Raw genomic sequence first — 14,616 nt, forward strand, 5'->3', positions numbered from 1 at the left:
ATGAACCCAATGATCTGTTCTTCGCTAAATCGACTCTTCTTCATTTCCGCCTCTCTTCAAAAGCGGACTTTACTAACTTCTAGATGGTACGGTCTATAGGGAGCAGGTCACAATCGATGAGGCCATGACAGGCATCGTTGGTAGAAATGATTATGGCAAGTCAACGATCCTCGAAGCACTGGCTATTTTTTTCGAGACGGATGGTGCCAAGGTAGACAAAAACGATATGAACTGCTTCAGCCTAGAAGAAGGAGAAGCAGTGTTCGAGATCGCCTGCGTATTTGACGACCTGCCGGCGGCGCTTGTGTTGGATGAGAACGTTGAGACTTCCTTGACTCAGGAGTACTTGCTCAACTCCGAAGGTGCGCTGGAGATTGTGAAGACGTTCAAGGCTGCTACTGGAAAGCTTGAGCGTACGGCAATTTGTTGCCAGCATCCAGCCGACGAGGTGCTAAGCACGCTGCTTAGCATGAAAATCGTTGAAATAAAAAAATTGGGGGAGCAGCGTGGTGTTACTGAAACGGTTTCGGATAAGCGGGTAGCTTCGCTCTGGCGACAGGCTATTCGCAATGCCTCTGCGCCGATCATTTGTCAGGAGACCCTATTGGATGTCGAAAAGGGGCTCTCGACAGATAGCAAGTCCATTTGGGGAAAGATTCAGGATCAGCTACCTACCTTTGCCCTATTCAAGGCTGACCGTGAAAGCAGCGATGGTGATGCCGAAGCGAAGAACCCCTTGCAGCAGGCGGTGAAAGAGGCTCAGGCTGCGCTTCAAGAACAGATTGGTGCACTGGAGCATCAAATTGAAGCCAGTGTGCTGGACGTAGCTTCTCGTACCCTCGACAAGCTGCGCGAAATGGCGCCGGAGCTGGCCAATGAACTTAAGCCGAGGTTCAAGGAAAAACCGAAGTGGACGTTCAGCTTCACTCTTGATGGAGAGAACGGCATCCCAATCAACAAGCGCGGAAGCGGTGTGCGCAGATTGATTCTTTTGAATTTCTTTCGCGCCGAAGCGGAGAAGGCGGTAGTCGGCTCGCAACGCAATGTTATCTATGCAATTGAAGAGCCGGAAACCTCGCAGCACCCAAACTATCAGATGATGCTGATGCGAGCACTGTTGACTCTCGCTAATCAGCCCAACCGGCAGATCATTGTTACCACCCATGTACCGGCACTGGCAGGCTTGATGCCAATCGAGGGCATTCGCTACGTAACTAGAGATGCACGTGGCATCCCCGTTGTTAAGATGCCAGACACTGGCGTGCTGAAGGAAGCTGCTGAGAGCCTCGGTGTACTTCCAGAAACCGGTATGGAGCGGGCGAAGGGGGTGGTACTAGTTGAAGGAAAGTCGGATGTCACTTTTCTACGTCATACGGCCAAGGTGCTGAAGGCTGCTGGTCATATAGAGTCCGATTTTGAGGATGTTGGTGTTGTCCCAATCCTGATTGGCGGCTGTGGCAGTGTTAAGCATTGGGTAACACTGAACCTCGCCGATGATCTGGGCTTACCTTGGTGCGTATTCCTAGATTCAGATACGGGCGGCGATTCGAGCCAGGTGAAGTCGATCAAGAAGCGTCAGCAAGAGGTCGAAGGAAAAGGGAGGGCGTTTTACGCAACTCGGAAACGGGAGATCGAAAACTACCTTTGCCCGGATATGATCTACGCCGAAGCCGGTGTGCATGTGGACTTCACTGATACTTGTGATGCTAAGAAAATTATAGGAAATGCGGTAGGGATGAAATCGGACGATGTTATTGACAGGTTCTGGCCGCGCATGACAGCTGAGCAGATTATCGCGCGTTCACTGTATCGAGATGATGGGAATGAAAAATCCGAGCTGAAAGAGCTTGTGGCGAACCTCTTGGCGCTGACTCCAGACTGAGCTTTCCCAGTAGCTCTATCGATCGTCGGCAATTGGCACAGAGGACTCATTGCACCTTGCAAATTGCTCGCCGAAAAACGGTCGTCCACAGCCGATTCAGCCCCGCATGGCCTGACCGTCCGGTCAGGCCGAAGCCCGGTCGTCGGCCTCAGCGGTTAAGCGGGAATGAAGCGTGTTACTTATGCAGTGAGCTACATGCAGGAGACATTCGAGCCTGCCGGTACTAATATGCATACATGGACCGGCGTGCCCGTCTAAATAACTGTTACTCTCATGGCCAAACTTTCAGAAATTCCGTACGATGAACGTACCGACGACCAGCGACTTGAGTCCAACTGGCGGAAGGCGCGAGGATTGTTCAAGCGTGGTGACTTCTCGGCTTCGACACTTCGGGCCGCAACATCCGCAGAGATTGCAGCTAACATCTACGTTAGACACTTCCTCATTACTGAGCACAACCTTCCCGCGTCGTATGTCGATGCGCTTTTGCTTTTCGCAAACGGCCTTGATGGAAAGTTTAAACGCCTCATTCGCCCTGCGGCAGAACATCGACAAACTTGGGGAACACTTAAAAAAGTTCAGAAGCAAATCGAGTCGCTGCACGAACACCGAAATAGCATCGCGCATGCCGGATATTTCAAGGACGAAAACGAAGCTAAAGAAGCTCTGTCAAGCAGCCTTGCAATCATTAAGGTGCTCGCACCCAATGAATCGGCAAAGCTCAAGCTACCGTATGAGAGTTAACAAATCCTTCCAGCGAACTGCATTCCTGCGCAGTGATGGCTAAGCCTCTGACATGCTCCCAATAGATCTTGTCCGCGCCCTCGACGAGTCGGACGCAGTCGCGGAGGAACTCCTCTCACTTGTCGACCTCCCTCTCTACAACAACTCCCCTAGGGTTGTTACCGCTGACGTCGCTTGCTCGCTCGCGTTCGAATACTGGCATGCGCTGAGATTACTTCTGCGAGATGGCCTCTTACCCCCAGCCCTAGTGGTTCACCGGTCGCAGTTCGAAGCCATCGTTCGCTCGGTTTGGCTGACCTGTGCAGCCTCGGACTCTGATGTGTCCAAACTGTCGGCAAACCTAGACCTAGATACCGAGCAAGCAGCAAAGAACGTCCCACAGATCCAACAAATGTTGGATGCGCTTGAGAAATCCGGCCCTAAGGAAGCGCACGCGGCGCTTGTACGCTTCAAGGACAACTCATGGAAAACGCTCAATTCGTATGCACACGCCGGCATCCACCCACTACGGCGACACGCAGACGGATACCCTGTGGCACTCGCCCATGGCGTCCTATGTAACGCAAATGGACTAGCGCTCCTCTCGGGCATGCAAGCTGCTGTCCTTAGCGGCGTACAGTCATTGCAGCGGGATGTGCTTAATCTAGGAGCAAGACATTCCGCCTGCATGCCGCCTCCGCTGTGATGCCAAAATCTTTGCGCATGCGGATTTACCAACAGACGGCCGCTGCTTAGAACCTGAGGACAAACAATGAAACTCGAATCTTTCGATGACGTATTGAGTTCTATCGGCAAGAACCATGATCGTGAATTTAACCTACTATTAGGTAACGGTTTCAGCATGGCCTATGACCCGGAAATCTTTTCCTACAATGCCTTGCACGACTTCATCGAAAAAATGGATGACAAGGACTTATCAACTATCCTTAGCGTAATTGAGACGAAGAATTTCGAACTCATCATGCAGCAGCTGGATAGCTTCTCCGCGTTAATCAGTGCCTTCGGTGGAGACCCGGCCCTTAAGGCCAAGATCGACTCAGCCAGTACCAAGATCAAGACATGTCTACTTGAAGCTGTTCAGGCACTTCATCCTGAGCATGTATTCACCGTACCCGAGGCCCAGAGCGAAGCCTGCTCCGTATTTCTGAAGTCTTTCCTAGACACTGGTGGGAAGATATTTTCCACGAATTATGACCTCTTGCTTTACTGGATATTGATGCGCAACTCCGCCATTAAACACGCTGACGGTTTTGGCAGAGAACTCGAAGATACTGGAGAGTTCGTGCCGGCAGAAGAACAAGAGTGGTCTGAGCTACGGTGGGGAAAATACCGCAAAGAACAAAACGTATTCTATGTTCACGGGGCCTTGCCCTTCTTTGACGCTGGTGCCGATATCGTTAAAGAGGAATACGACACCCACAACTACCTGCTAGAAAAGATCGGGAACCGAATGGAGAAGGGGGAGTACCCAATCTTCGTTACGGCGGGAAATGGCAAGGAGAAACTGGCGCACATAATGCACAATCACTATCTCTCCTTCTGTTACGACTCGTTGTCCAGCATCACCGGCACATTGGTAACGTTTGGTTTTAATTTTGGCCAATACGATGAGCACATTATTGAAGCGATAAACAGAGCGGCAAAGCACGGCCGAAAAGACTTCCCTAAGCTTGTTAGCGTCTACATCGGCGTCTATTCCGAAGAGGACTTGCACCACATTGAACAGATTCAGAATCAGTTCAAGTGCAAGGTCAGAGTATTTGACGCAAAGACCACCGATATTTGGGGATGGAGCTGAAGCATAACCCTGCATCTACCGGACCTGCGCGAAAAGACGCGCAGACGGCTAGCTCCGCATTAGGCCGCAAAGTTCCTTGCTGCGGCACGTCAATCGCATAGAATTTCGCATGGAAAGTTCCTTCTGCGACATCACAACCTACGCATGGCTTGACCATGAGTCAGTCGGTCTGCTGGCTACGAGCCATATTCAGTCGCTAACGCTCTTTCGCGACAACGTAGTTAGGCCGTCTCTTCGAGCGCTTGACCACGAGCTCGTTCGGCTTCGAAATAGCGACGATCCAACAAGCGTGTTCATGGAAGACGACTTCGCGGAACTTTTTCAGAAGACAGTAGAGGGATGCCTGATAGCAACGCAGTCAATGTGGGAGCGCGGGTTGCGCCAGTTGCTCATAAACCGCGATGCCAAGCTGAACCACGGGATGAATGCAAACACCCTGCAGAAAGCAACGTGGAGTGAAAGGTCTCCAGGCATTCAGTCCTACTTCGAGGCTCTACTTGGCGTACCGCTCCAAGCATTTGATTCGTATGCCGACCTGGATCTTCTACAGTCGCTTGGCAATGCCATTAGGCATGGTAACGGCGCTTCCGCACAACGTGTCTACACCATTTGTCCGGCCCTGTGGCACAGCAGGCTACCACCGGGAATCGTGATAAGTGGCCCGTTCTCTATCCAAGTTCCCCTCGACGCTCCTGATACTCCATCTTTTGACTCAATCACGTTGCCTCAGCCACTGCTGGAGCAGATGCTTCAATCAGTAGTCTGGTTCTGGAATGATATTGAGCACATGAGATGCAACTCCTTCCAGCGGAAGCATGAGACGGTAGTGCGAAAGATCGACGATTGGAGAAGCGAACGATTGCAACGAACAATCCAGCGGTACTGGAACCCATCCCAATGAGCCTCCGCGTGCCAAATGTGCGGCCTCACCTCGAACGTTGATTTCTGCTTTGGTCAGCTAAGCTGTCACATCCAATGCATGATGAATTGGTCGCTTTGGCCGATTCGCGACGGACAAACACGCCATGCCCGATGCTAGAGCCAGCATGACGCAGTGGAGCTCAAGCTTGTTAATATAATTTATCATAGTATATAATTTACAATATCATGTAATTTATCATATCAACCATATGGCAAAGAAAATCGACCTGAATCGATTGCGGCAGCTGAAGCTCTTGCTGACTTGGGAAGGGCGCATAAGTAATGCAAGGCTCCGTGAATTGTTCGGCTTGAGTTCAATCAGAGCGAGCCAGTGGATACGAGAACTTCGTGATCAGTCGCCTGACTGGCTGAATATGAATAGCATCAAGCGCTCTTTTGATGCCACTCCGATCTTCTATGCGAATGAAGATGGAGCAGAGGGAGATCTCGCTCAGTACCTCTCGATAGTCGGGTTGCCGCATGCGATGAATTCCAACGGCAATCCTGTCGTTGCGGCATTCCCTGACATTAGCACTCCCAATCCAAGAATATTTTCGACCCTCTCGATTGCAGCGAGAACTCATCGCATGGTCGAAATTACTTACCGCTCCATGAGCGAGCCGCAGCCGCATAAGCGAATGCTTTCCCCGCACACCATTGTTCACGTTGGCCGGCGTTGGCATGTCAGGGCCTATTGTTCGGATAAGAAACAGTTCAGGGATTATGCGCTAGGCCGAATCATGGATGCGAATCTGATCGAGATGCCATCCGAAAAGTTCATGGACGATGACAAGGCGTGGATGACAGAGGTGCGAGTCAGGCTGGTTGCCCATCCAGACCTTACGCCGGAGCAAGAATCCGTCATCAGATTCGAGTATTTCAAGAATACCTCAGCAAGGGTGGTTGTTTGCCGGGGGGCTCTGGTGAGCTATTTCATACAGGAAATACGAGCAGCCATCGATACCAGGAAGCAATGTCAGCCCAACTATCAACTTGCGGTTTCCAACATCAAGGAGGTCGAGCCATGGCTTTTCCCTCGCTGACCTATGGGCAAATAGCTGTCTCGAAGTTATTTGCAAAGCTCCCCGACCGCATATTCGCGCCCTTGGCCTCCGAAAACAGACATCGCTATTGGGCGCTGCTTTGCCATCTGCATTCCAGGCGGTTCGGGCCTGATGCGCCTGTGCCCCCAGTCAAGGGATTCACGGTCAAGGAAATCCTGCAAGACATCGCCGATGAGCTTGAGCTCCAGGAGGCATGGAGCGATGAGGAAAACTTACCTGACAGTAGCAGCATCGAACAGCGGGCTAGGGCAATTTTCGACCGACTGCACGATTGCGGCTGGTTCAGAATTGAGAATCCTCGCTTTGACCGCAGGGTATCCATGCATCCTACCGTCAGCCAGTTTCTGGATATGGTGGTCGAGTTTGCAGAAGCCGATCCAGTTTTCCTCTCAGGAAAGATCCGCTCAATCGATGCGAATCTAAAGCTGGTTGTTGACGGAGAAGCTTCGGGCGATGTTTTCAATGAAGCGGCCAGGCAAGCCAGAGCGTTGCTTGAGCACGTCAGAAATACAGGCACCAATATCCACGACTTCATGGAAGAGCTGAGCAGGGAGGAATCAACATCCCAATATGTTCACCGTTTTTTCAACGACTACATCGAGCGGGTATTCATTGGCGATTACCGGGAGTTGCGGACCAAAGAGCACCCATTGTCAAAGCGGCAGCAAATATTGGAAAAGGTTGAGCGCATCATCGAGTCGGAATCACGCAAACAGGGGCTCATGAATTGGTATGACTCAAAGCTGTCGCATGGCAACCACGATAAGGCAACCCGACTGTTCGAGCGTGACGTCCAGCGTCTGAACGACTTATCGAGGATCGATGAATTCCTTGAGCGACTTGATGATGAAATCGGCAAGGCCAACAAACGGGCAATGGCATATTTGGACTACAGGTTGCGCTCGATGATGCCTTCAGAGCATCTGGTGCGAGCAGCAATTGAATCAATATTGAATAATGGCTTGGATCAAATGTCTGATCCATTTCCGCCTGGAGATATGGTAACTCCCGCAGGTCTGGCCGAACCCAAGAAGGCGAGCCAGCGCTCTCAGCCTACTGCATTCAGGAATGCAGTGGTTTCAGATGAGAAACGAGCCTACGCCGCGATCATGAGGCGAGCCCGACTGGCCCGCGAGGTCACCCCGGTCAAACTTGTGGAATTTTCCCGTAAGCAAATGAAGGATCGCGCGGCTATTGCCAGCAATGAACTGTCGCTGAATGGCATTGCTGATGTGCGCATGTTCCAGACTTTATCGGCTCTGAGCCTCCATATGAGCGCCAAGGGGCACTTGCTGAAAGCGAATGCGCGCGCTGCCACTCCTGGTTTGGAGGTGAAGCGATTGGGAAGTGAGGAAGAGCCGCGCCCATTGATTTCATCAGCTCCATTCCAGCTTGAGAAGCGAGTTCGACGCAACAAATCGGAGAGTAATCATGAGTAAGCAATGGGAAGAATTAGCCCAGCGCAGCGATGGGCGCTATGTCGAGGAGGATTTCGAGATGACAGCCTATAGATTGGTTGCTGAACAGGTTTTGTATTACGCCGATCTTCAGAGTCGCAAGGCGTTCTGGATCATCAAGGACTACAAGCGCGAATTCGAGAAGGTGCTCGATCCGCTCGGCTTAGACATCGAGATCAACACGCTCTTGAACTACATCTGCGCCCGTCCGAGACATGCGAAGGCCGGGAGCGCCACCACCAATCAAACCCTGTTGGCGTTGGTCCTGCGCAGCATTTACGACCAGGCCATGCAGGTTGGGGAGATGGCCAACGACGAAAGCGAGGTCGCCTGCGAGCTGGTCGAATTGGAGCAGAAATATCAACTGGCCACAGGACGCGACCTTCCGGGAAAGATGGAATTGAATTCCCTGTTCCGACAGCTTAAGCGCTGGGGATTGGTCAGAATTGCCAGCGACAGCGACATGGAAGATTCAGAAGCCGAGTCAGTCATCCTGATTCGTCCTGCAATCGTAGAGGTTCTTGGGGATACCGCATTGCAAAAGCTTACCCGCTGGTCGAAAGGCGGGGATTCTGATAGCGAAGGCGGCGAGAGTGTTGGGGTTGATAGCGAAGGGGCTGAAGATGAAACGGCTTGAAAGCATAAAGGTGGTCAACTTCTACCTGTTCGAACGGGAGGACATTCGCTGCGGAGAGATCACCGGCATCTTTGGCCCGAATGCCAGCGGAAAAAGCTCACTAATCGATGCGATGCAGATCGCCATGTTCGGTGCCAATGGCAATCTGGTGACACTGAACGCTCAAGCTGACGAAAACAAGAGTGCACGCACCATCAAATCCTATTGCCTGGGGATGAATGATGATCGTGTGGTGCGGGACAATTCGACGACATACATCACCATGGTCTGGCGCGACACCGAAACGCAGGAGCCGTTGTCGATGGGGGTTTGTATTTACGCTTCGACCGGCAGCGACTCACATGAGGTTCGAGGGCGGTATGTCCTGCCGGGCATCGAACTGGCCATGCATGACCATCTGGAGGTGTTCGATAACAAGGAACAACCCAGGTCATGGGAGGCCTTCCGCATCCAGATCAAGGAACGCTCCAAGGTATCCGGCGAGGATCCTCTTTACACAGACTCGGAACGGTACATCAAGGCAGTGCTTCATGCACTTCGTGGGGCTGGTGTTCCTTCGTCGGAAGCCTTCAAGAGCGCATTCAGGTTCGCCCTGAAGATGAAATTCAATGACCAAGTGGATGAGGTCATTCGCCGCGATATTCTGGAAGCTCGACCAACTAACATCCAACGCTTCAAGGAAGTTACCGATACCTTCAAAAGATTGCGCGACAAGATCAAGGAAATCAGGACGAAGATCGAGGATGGCGAGAAGGTCGAGCGAGAACTGAATGCGGCTGCAGACGCATCGATTCGGGCCGCAACTTGGGGCGGGCTCAAAGCGCTGGCCTTGCGTGAAGATGCGGCCGCTAAGGCGGACGATGCAATGGGAAAAATGCAGGAAGCACAGGACGTCCTCGACGAACTGAAGCGCGAGTCCAATACAACTGGCAGACGATTGCAGGATGCCCAAAACAGCGCAGAATCCGCAATGAATATGCGCATCAACCATTCCGCCCATCAAGAGAATGGTTTGCGCCAGGCTAGAATCGATACGCAACAAAGCGCGGCAGATAAAGCGACCTCCGATATCAATGGCGCACTGCTGCTGGCTGCCAACACGCTCAAAACTGCAGCTTCTAACCCCAAACTGTCGGGCATAGTTTCGGAGATTTCTTCCGTTCAGAGTCAGGCCATCGAGTTGAAACAAGTGGGGTATACCAAGCTAAGCTCAGAAGATTTTTCGAAAGCGCTGAAGCCTATCTCTGCTGTTGCCACCAAGGCAATCAATGCACTTCGACCTGTCAGCGCAGCTCTGCATGCCAGCCTGGAGCAGGAGGCAATCCAACAGGAACAGTTGCAGGCGGCACTCGGCCGGGTGAGTCAGGGGCGAGCGCGTTTGAGCGGCAATGTGGAATCTCTGATGCGTGAACTCAATGACAATGGCCTGGCCCCCATCCCGGTATGCGATCTCGTCAGAATTTCAGATAAGAGCTGGCAGCCAGTTATCGAGGCCTACCTTGGAAGAAATGTTGAGGCATTGCTCATTGAGGGTTCCGAGAAGGAATCTAAGGCGTTCGGTATTTATCGAGGTTTGACCGGTCCGCGAACAATCTATGGAGCAAAGATCGTTGCTGCAAGCAAGCAACATGATGTTCAACCTCTACCGGGATCCGTTGCAGAACTGATAGAGGGCGACCATCCTGCCGCCGTCTCCTATTTGCGCCGACGCTTTGGGGACATGATGCGAGCAGTGAGCGACAAGGATGCAATCTCTGGAAAAAGGACTTTGACGCAGGATGGAATGATCGTTCAGTCTGGCGAGTATGAACGTATCAAGCTGGTATCGGTGTCTGAACTCAAGATCGGAGCGGGCGAACCTGGACAGCTGGATGCGGTCAAGCGTGAGATCCGGGATGGAAAATCTCGCATTCAACAGTTGGAATCTGAAGTCGCCGAGATTGAGAAACTCACAAAAGCTTTATGGCTTCTTGGAGAGTCAAGCTTGGCATCCAGGGCGATTGAAGTGCACGAAGTTCTGATCAGTTCGGGGCTGGAGCTTGCCAATCTGCAAGCACAGGCCGAGAGCCCGGCAGACCAAGAATATGCCGCTTTGGTCGAAGCTGAGAAGCTAGCCAATTCACTGGTAAAGCAGCTGCAACAACAGTTCAATTCCATCGCCGGAAAAATTGTCGCGGCAGAAATAAAGCTCGCGAATTGTATAGAAACGGAAACATCCACAAAAAGTGCGCTTGAGCGAGCCACTCAAGTTTCAGAACAAGCTACGTCAGATGCCGAATACGACCGTGATTACGCTTCAAGGCAGTGGGACGCGCTGCTTGAGAAATTCGATGTTCGCTATCACGAGATGGCAGAACATTGCGGCACTCAGCAGGCGGCAACTGCAAAAGCAATGCAAAATTCCATCAACAGAGGGCTTCAGGAGTCTGCCATCTTCAGGCAGAAATACAGCGGTGACGCCGGTCCTGCCTGTGACAGTAGCGACTGGCGTAGCGTACGAGAATGGATGGCAATGCTGCTTGGCCGCTTACGCGAGACTGATCTGGTCAATTACGAACAGCAGGTGGCGGATGCCTATGAGGCATCCAAGGAGACATTCCGTACCGATGTCGCCGTCGCCCTGAGTTCAAACCTCGATCAGATGAGCCTGTCAATGGACAGGCTGAATCAGGTTTTGCGCACTTGTCCGGCCTTCACCAATGGAGAACGATATCAGTTCCGCCGAACTGTCAAACCCCACCTAAGCGACCTGCTCAGGTTCGTGAAAGATATTGCTGCTCATGGGCCGGGAGGCGACTTGTTTGGCAGTGCGGGGGAAATGCCTGAAGAGTTCGAGAAATTGCTGGGGGAGAAGGTTACGCCGGGCGGGGCCGGTGCACCGAATCCTCTTGATGACTACCGGGAATTCTTCGATTTCGACATCGAAATCCTGCGTGACGACCCGAGCGAGAAGAAGCTCGTGAGCGTAGGCATGTTGAGCAGACGTGCCAAGAGTGGTTCCGGTGGTGAGCACCGGGCCCCCCTTTATGTGATTGCCGGCGCAGCTTTGGCCTCGGCGTATAAGTTGGATGCGGGCAACACCGACGGAATCCGACTCATCCTGTTGGACGAGGCATTCAACAAGATGGACGCTGGCAACATCCTGGCTACGATGCGCTACATGGAGGCGATCGGTTTACAGGTGTTCCTGGCTAGCCCGGGAGAGAACCAAGGAACGCTGACGGCCTTCCTGCATCGCTACTACGACATCGTCAGGGATGCGGAAACCAGCACTGCATTGATTACCGGTCACGATGTATCTGAGGAGACGCGCGAGATGTTCCGGGGAGATATCCCCGAATTCAATGACACGCTTCTGCCTGCGGAGCTCGCCACCATGAGGGCGGCCAAGTTAGGCACGACGGTTGCGGCAGCCTGATCATGGAAGCACTAGCCCGTACATTGCTCGGAAAACTTCTCGATGATGCCTATAAGGAGGAGGCGGGTAGACGTTCTCGTGTGGCCGCGCTGACTGCATCGAACCTATCGGCTTACCTTCATTGCAACTCCTTGCAGAGAAAAGAAGCTTTTGACGCCGTCTTCGAATCAGCAAGAATGGCGAGAGCAGTTGACCTAGAAAAGGCAGATCGGGGGGCTCAGGAAGGGTTTATCGTGCGCGTGGTGGTTCGTGACCCCGTCATACTCGCCAATTTCCTTGGTCGAGAACCGTTGAATGCAACACTGGAGCGGGCCGGTAAGACCCTTGCTCCTTTTGTTGGCAGATTCCCCGTCTTGGCAGATGTTCTTGAGCAGTGGAAGGAGTTGCGCAAAGTGCGCAACCATGACGCCACCTCCGTTCAGGACTGGCTCGATGCCATCCAAGTGATCGATTTCTCTGAAGAGAACCTCAGGAAGGGAATCATCTCAATGCCGCTCAACGTGGCAAGCGGAAAACTCTTTAAGGACACGAAACGGATTCGACGCCTTGAAGTTCCTCTCGATGTTCTGCTGACTGGCAGTATTGAGGTCAGTGGCAGGGAAGGGTATGAGATCTGGAACGATATCGGCCTTTTCAGGGAAGAGCATCCGGTGAGGATGGCCGGAAATGTAGTCGTCGAACGGGAAGGAGTTGCCGCCAAACTGGATACCCCATACTCGGGGCTCCCGGCCGAATCCGTGAAACGGATCGCGAGCGTGCCGTCAGTTGTCATCACCATTGAGAATCAAACGACCTTTCATGAAGAGGCTAGGGCTCGACATGAGGAAAATGTCTTGCTGATTTACACAGCCGGCATGCCCAATCCGCCATGGCGCGAAATGTACGTCCGCATATTGCAGGGGTTGCCAAGAGAGGTTCCCGTTTTCCACTGGGGGGATATAGACGAGGGAGGTTTCAGGATTGCCTCCGTGCTAGCCAAAGAAGCCGTCAGGGCAGGGCACAACATTCTCCCAATGAAGATGCACCCTCAAGATGTTCCGACGGAACATCGCCGATCTGCGAGCCCGAAAACGATTGAGCGTATGGCGTACTTTGCTAGACAAGCAGGCTGGGATGAAATCTCGATGGAAATTGAGAAGGCGGGGTTTACGGTTGAGCAGGAAAGCTTGGGATAACTATGTATAGGGAAATGAAAATGCTCAATGAATCATACAACATTCAGCTACCCCAGGTCGACTAAACGTTAACGCCAATTTCTAGTTTGGCTATATAGATGCCAACTAACTTAGGAGAAATTCATTTGCCAACCAATTATCCCGCTAGTGCACAAGCATCTGAAGTAAATTACGAGCTTCATTCACTTGGATGGAAAGCTTTTCAGCAACTTTGTGTTTCTGTAGTGAGTGAAGTATGGGGGCAGACGGTACAAGGCTTTCATGATTCACATGATGGAGGACGTGACGGAGCTTTCTATGGCACATGGGCCATACAGGCTGCGGAATCCCTTCAGGGATCATTCACGGTTCAGTGTAAATTTACATCCAAACCTGCCAGCGCTATTCATCTCTCTGATCTACGGGACGAACTAACCAAGGCAGAACGCCTTGCAGCTCGGGGGCTCGCAGACAACTACCTCCTACTTACAAATGCACGGTTAACCGGTGTTTCAGATGAAAATGTTCGCGAGGCATTTGAGTCTATACCAGGCATTAAGCACTTCGCGGTTTATGGCGCAGAGCGTATTTCTCAATTTATCCGCGAGTCTCCTAGGTTACGCATGCTTGTTCCACGAGTGTATGGCCTTGGCGACTTGAGCCAAATATTGGACGAGCGCGCATATTCCCAAGCACAAGAGTTACTCAGCGCACTCGGCGACGACTTGGCTAAATTCGTCATTACAGATGCGTACCAGAAGAGCGCAAGGGCATTGGTCGAGCATGGTTTTGTACTTTTACTTGGTGAACCAGCCTGCGGTAAATCTACAATTGCCGCATCACTAGCTGTAGCAGCGCTAGATGAATGGGGTTGCTCGACAGTAAAGATTCGAAATGCAGATGACTTTGTTCGGCACTCGAATCCGCATGAACCCAAACAGTTCTTTTGGGTGGATGACGCCTTCGGAGCTACTCAACTTGACTGGTCAAGTACAGTAAAATGGAACAGTGTGTTTCCCCATGTTCATGCAGCAATTCGCCGTGGGGCTAGAGTCGTCTTCACATCTCGTGACTATATTTACCGCTCGGCGAGAAACCACCTTAAGGAATCAGCGTTCCCTTATATTCATGAGTCACAAGTAGTAATAAATGTAGAGAGGTTAACGAAAGAAGAGCGTGAGCAAATACTCTACAACCATATTCGACTAGGAACACAGTCTTCCCAGTTTAAGACTAGAGTTAAACCATTCTTGACGGATGTGGCCTCCCATCAGCGTTTTAGTCCTGAGATAGCGAGGCGTCTAGGCAGCCCACTCTTCACAAAGAACCTTATTCTTTCGAAGAGCGGGTTGGATGAGTTTGTGGCCCAATCAATGGGGTTGCTAAAAGAAATCATACGAACTCTTGATGCAGGCAGTCGCTCGGCGCTTGGAGGGTGTAAGTAATTTTGTGTAAACGGTCATTAGGCAGGAAACTGCCGGAACTTTGAAAGGAGTCGCGATGACCGTAGCAAAAGCACTACCCGCAGAGCTGATCGACAG

Annotated in this window: 11 protein-coding genes; all 11 read left to right on the forward strand. The window is 51.9% G+C overall.

Annotated elements, in window-relative coordinates; genetic code table 11:
- Positions 1-112 precede the first annotated feature (112 nt).
- The 11 genes from ACYPYQ_RS13340 (at position 113) to ACYPYQ_RS13390 (ending at position 14,520) form a co-directional block, all read left to right on the forward strand.
- Positions 113-1,882: an AAA family ATPase gene (locus ACYPYQ_RS13340; protein WP_459724415.1), complete on the forward strand. Its 1,770-nt coding sequence runs from the start codon at positions 113-115 to the stop codon at positions 1,880-1,882.
- 273 nt (positions 1,883-2,155) lie between these two features.
- Positions 2,156-2,626, forward strand: coding sequence for a hypothetical protein (locus ACYPYQ_RS13345; RefSeq protein ID WP_459724404.1), 471 nt, complete (start codon positions 2,156-2,158; stop codon positions 2,624-2,626).
- Positions 2,627-2,678: 52 nt separating this feature from the next.
- Entirely contained in the window at positions 2,679-3,311 is a 633-nt protein-coding gene (locus tag ACYPYQ_RS13350) for a DUF6988 family protein (protein WP_459724405.1), read from the forward strand.
- A gap of 66 nt (positions 3,312-3,377) precedes the next feature.
- On the forward strand, positions 3,378-4,424 hold the full coding sequence (locus ACYPYQ_RS13355; RefSeq protein WP_459724406.1) for a DUF4917 family protein: 1,047 nt from the start codon (positions 3,378-3,380) through the stop codon (positions 4,422-4,424).
- 295 nt (positions 4,425-4,719) lie between these two features.
- Entirely contained in the window at positions 4,720-5,325 is a 606-nt protein-coding gene (locus ACYPYQ_RS13360) for a hypothetical protein (RefSeq protein WP_459724407.1), read from the forward strand.
- Positions 5,326-5,554: 229 nt separating this feature from the next.
- On the forward strand, positions 5,555-6,388 hold the full coding sequence (locus tag ACYPYQ_RS13365) for a WYL domain-containing protein (RefSeq protein ID WP_459724408.1): 834 nt from the start codon (positions 5,555-5,557) through the stop codon (positions 6,386-6,388).
- Entirely contained in the window at positions 6,370-7,848 is a 1,479-nt protein-coding gene (locus ACYPYQ_RS13370; protein WP_459724409.1) for a Wadjet anti-phage system protein JetA family protein, read from the forward strand. Before ACYPYQ_RS13365 ends, ACYPYQ_RS13370 begins: the two co-directional genes overlap by 19 nt.
- Complete coding sequence (locus tag ACYPYQ_RS13375) at positions 7,841-8,503, forward strand: DUF4194 domain-containing protein (RefSeq protein ID WP_459724410.1); 663 nt, start codon at positions 7,841-7,843, stop codon at positions 8,501-8,503. Before ACYPYQ_RS13370 ends, ACYPYQ_RS13375 begins: the two co-directional genes overlap by 8 nt.
- The gene (locus ACYPYQ_RS13380) at positions 8,490-11,921 is read left to right on the forward strand and encodes an SbcC/MukB-like Walker B domain-containing protein (RefSeq protein ID WP_459724412.1); all 3,432 of its coding nucleotides are present in this window, start codon (positions 8,490-8,492) and stop codon (positions 11,919-11,921) included. Before ACYPYQ_RS13375 ends, ACYPYQ_RS13380 begins: the two co-directional genes overlap by 14 nt.
- 2 nt (positions 11,922-11,923) lie before the next feature.
- Positions 11,924-13,096, forward strand: a complete 1,173-nt coding sequence (locus ACYPYQ_RS13385) for a Wadjet anti-phage system protein JetD domain-containing protein (protein ID WP_459724413.1) — start codon at positions 11,924-11,926, stop codon at positions 13,094-13,096.
- 98 nt (positions 13,097-13,194) lie between these two features.
- The gene (locus tag ACYPYQ_RS13390) at positions 13,195-14,520 is read left to right on the forward strand and encodes an nSTAND3 domain-containing NTPase (protein WP_459724414.1); all 1,326 of its coding nucleotides are present in this window, start codon (positions 13,195-13,197) and stop codon (positions 14,518-14,520) included.
- Positions 14,521-14,616: the final 96 nt, after the last annotated feature.

This window comes from Sideroxyarcus sp. TK5, assembly GCF_054601595.1.

Bases quoted from the DNA above. Each gene is read 5' to 3' on its own strand.
- ACYPYQ_RS13350 (WP_459724405.1), top strand. From the start codon at position 2,679: ATGCTCCCAATAGATCTTGTCCGCGCCCTCGACGAGTCGGACGCAGTC.
- ACYPYQ_RS13375 (WP_459724410.1), top strand. From the start codon at position 7,841: ATGAGTAAGCAATGGGAAGAATTAGCCCAGCGCAGCGATGGGCGCTAT.
- ACYPYQ_RS13345 (WP_459724404.1), top strand. From the start codon at position 2,156: ATGGCCAAACTTTCAGAAATTCCGTACGATGAACGTACCGACGACCAG.
- ACYPYQ_RS13390 (WP_459724414.1), top strand. From the start codon at position 13,195: ATGCCAACTAACTTAGGAGAAATTCATTTGCCAACCAATTATCCCGCT.
- ACYPYQ_RS13380 (WP_459724412.1), top strand. From the start codon at position 8,490: ATGAAACGGCTTGAAAGCATAAAGGTGGTCAACTTCTACCTGTTCGAA.
- ACYPYQ_RS13360 (WP_459724407.1), top strand. From the start codon at position 4,720: ATGGAAGACGACTTCGCGGAACTTTTTCAGAAGACAGTAGAGGGATGC.
- ACYPYQ_RS13385 (WP_459724413.1), top strand. From the start codon at position 11,924: ATGGAAGCACTAGCCCGTACATTGCTCGGAAAACTTCTCGATGATGCC.
- ACYPYQ_RS13365 (WP_459724408.1), top strand. From the start codon at position 5,555: ATGGCAAAGAAAATCGACCTGAATCGATTGCGGCAGCTGAAGCTCTTG.
- ACYPYQ_RS13370 (WP_459724409.1), top strand. From the start codon at position 6,370: ATGGCTTTTCCCTCGCTGACCTATGGGCAAATAGCTGTCTCGAAGTTA.
- ACYPYQ_RS13355 (WP_459724406.1), top strand. From the start codon at position 3,378: ATGAAACTCGAATCTTTCGATGACGTATTGAGTTCTATCGGCAAGAAC.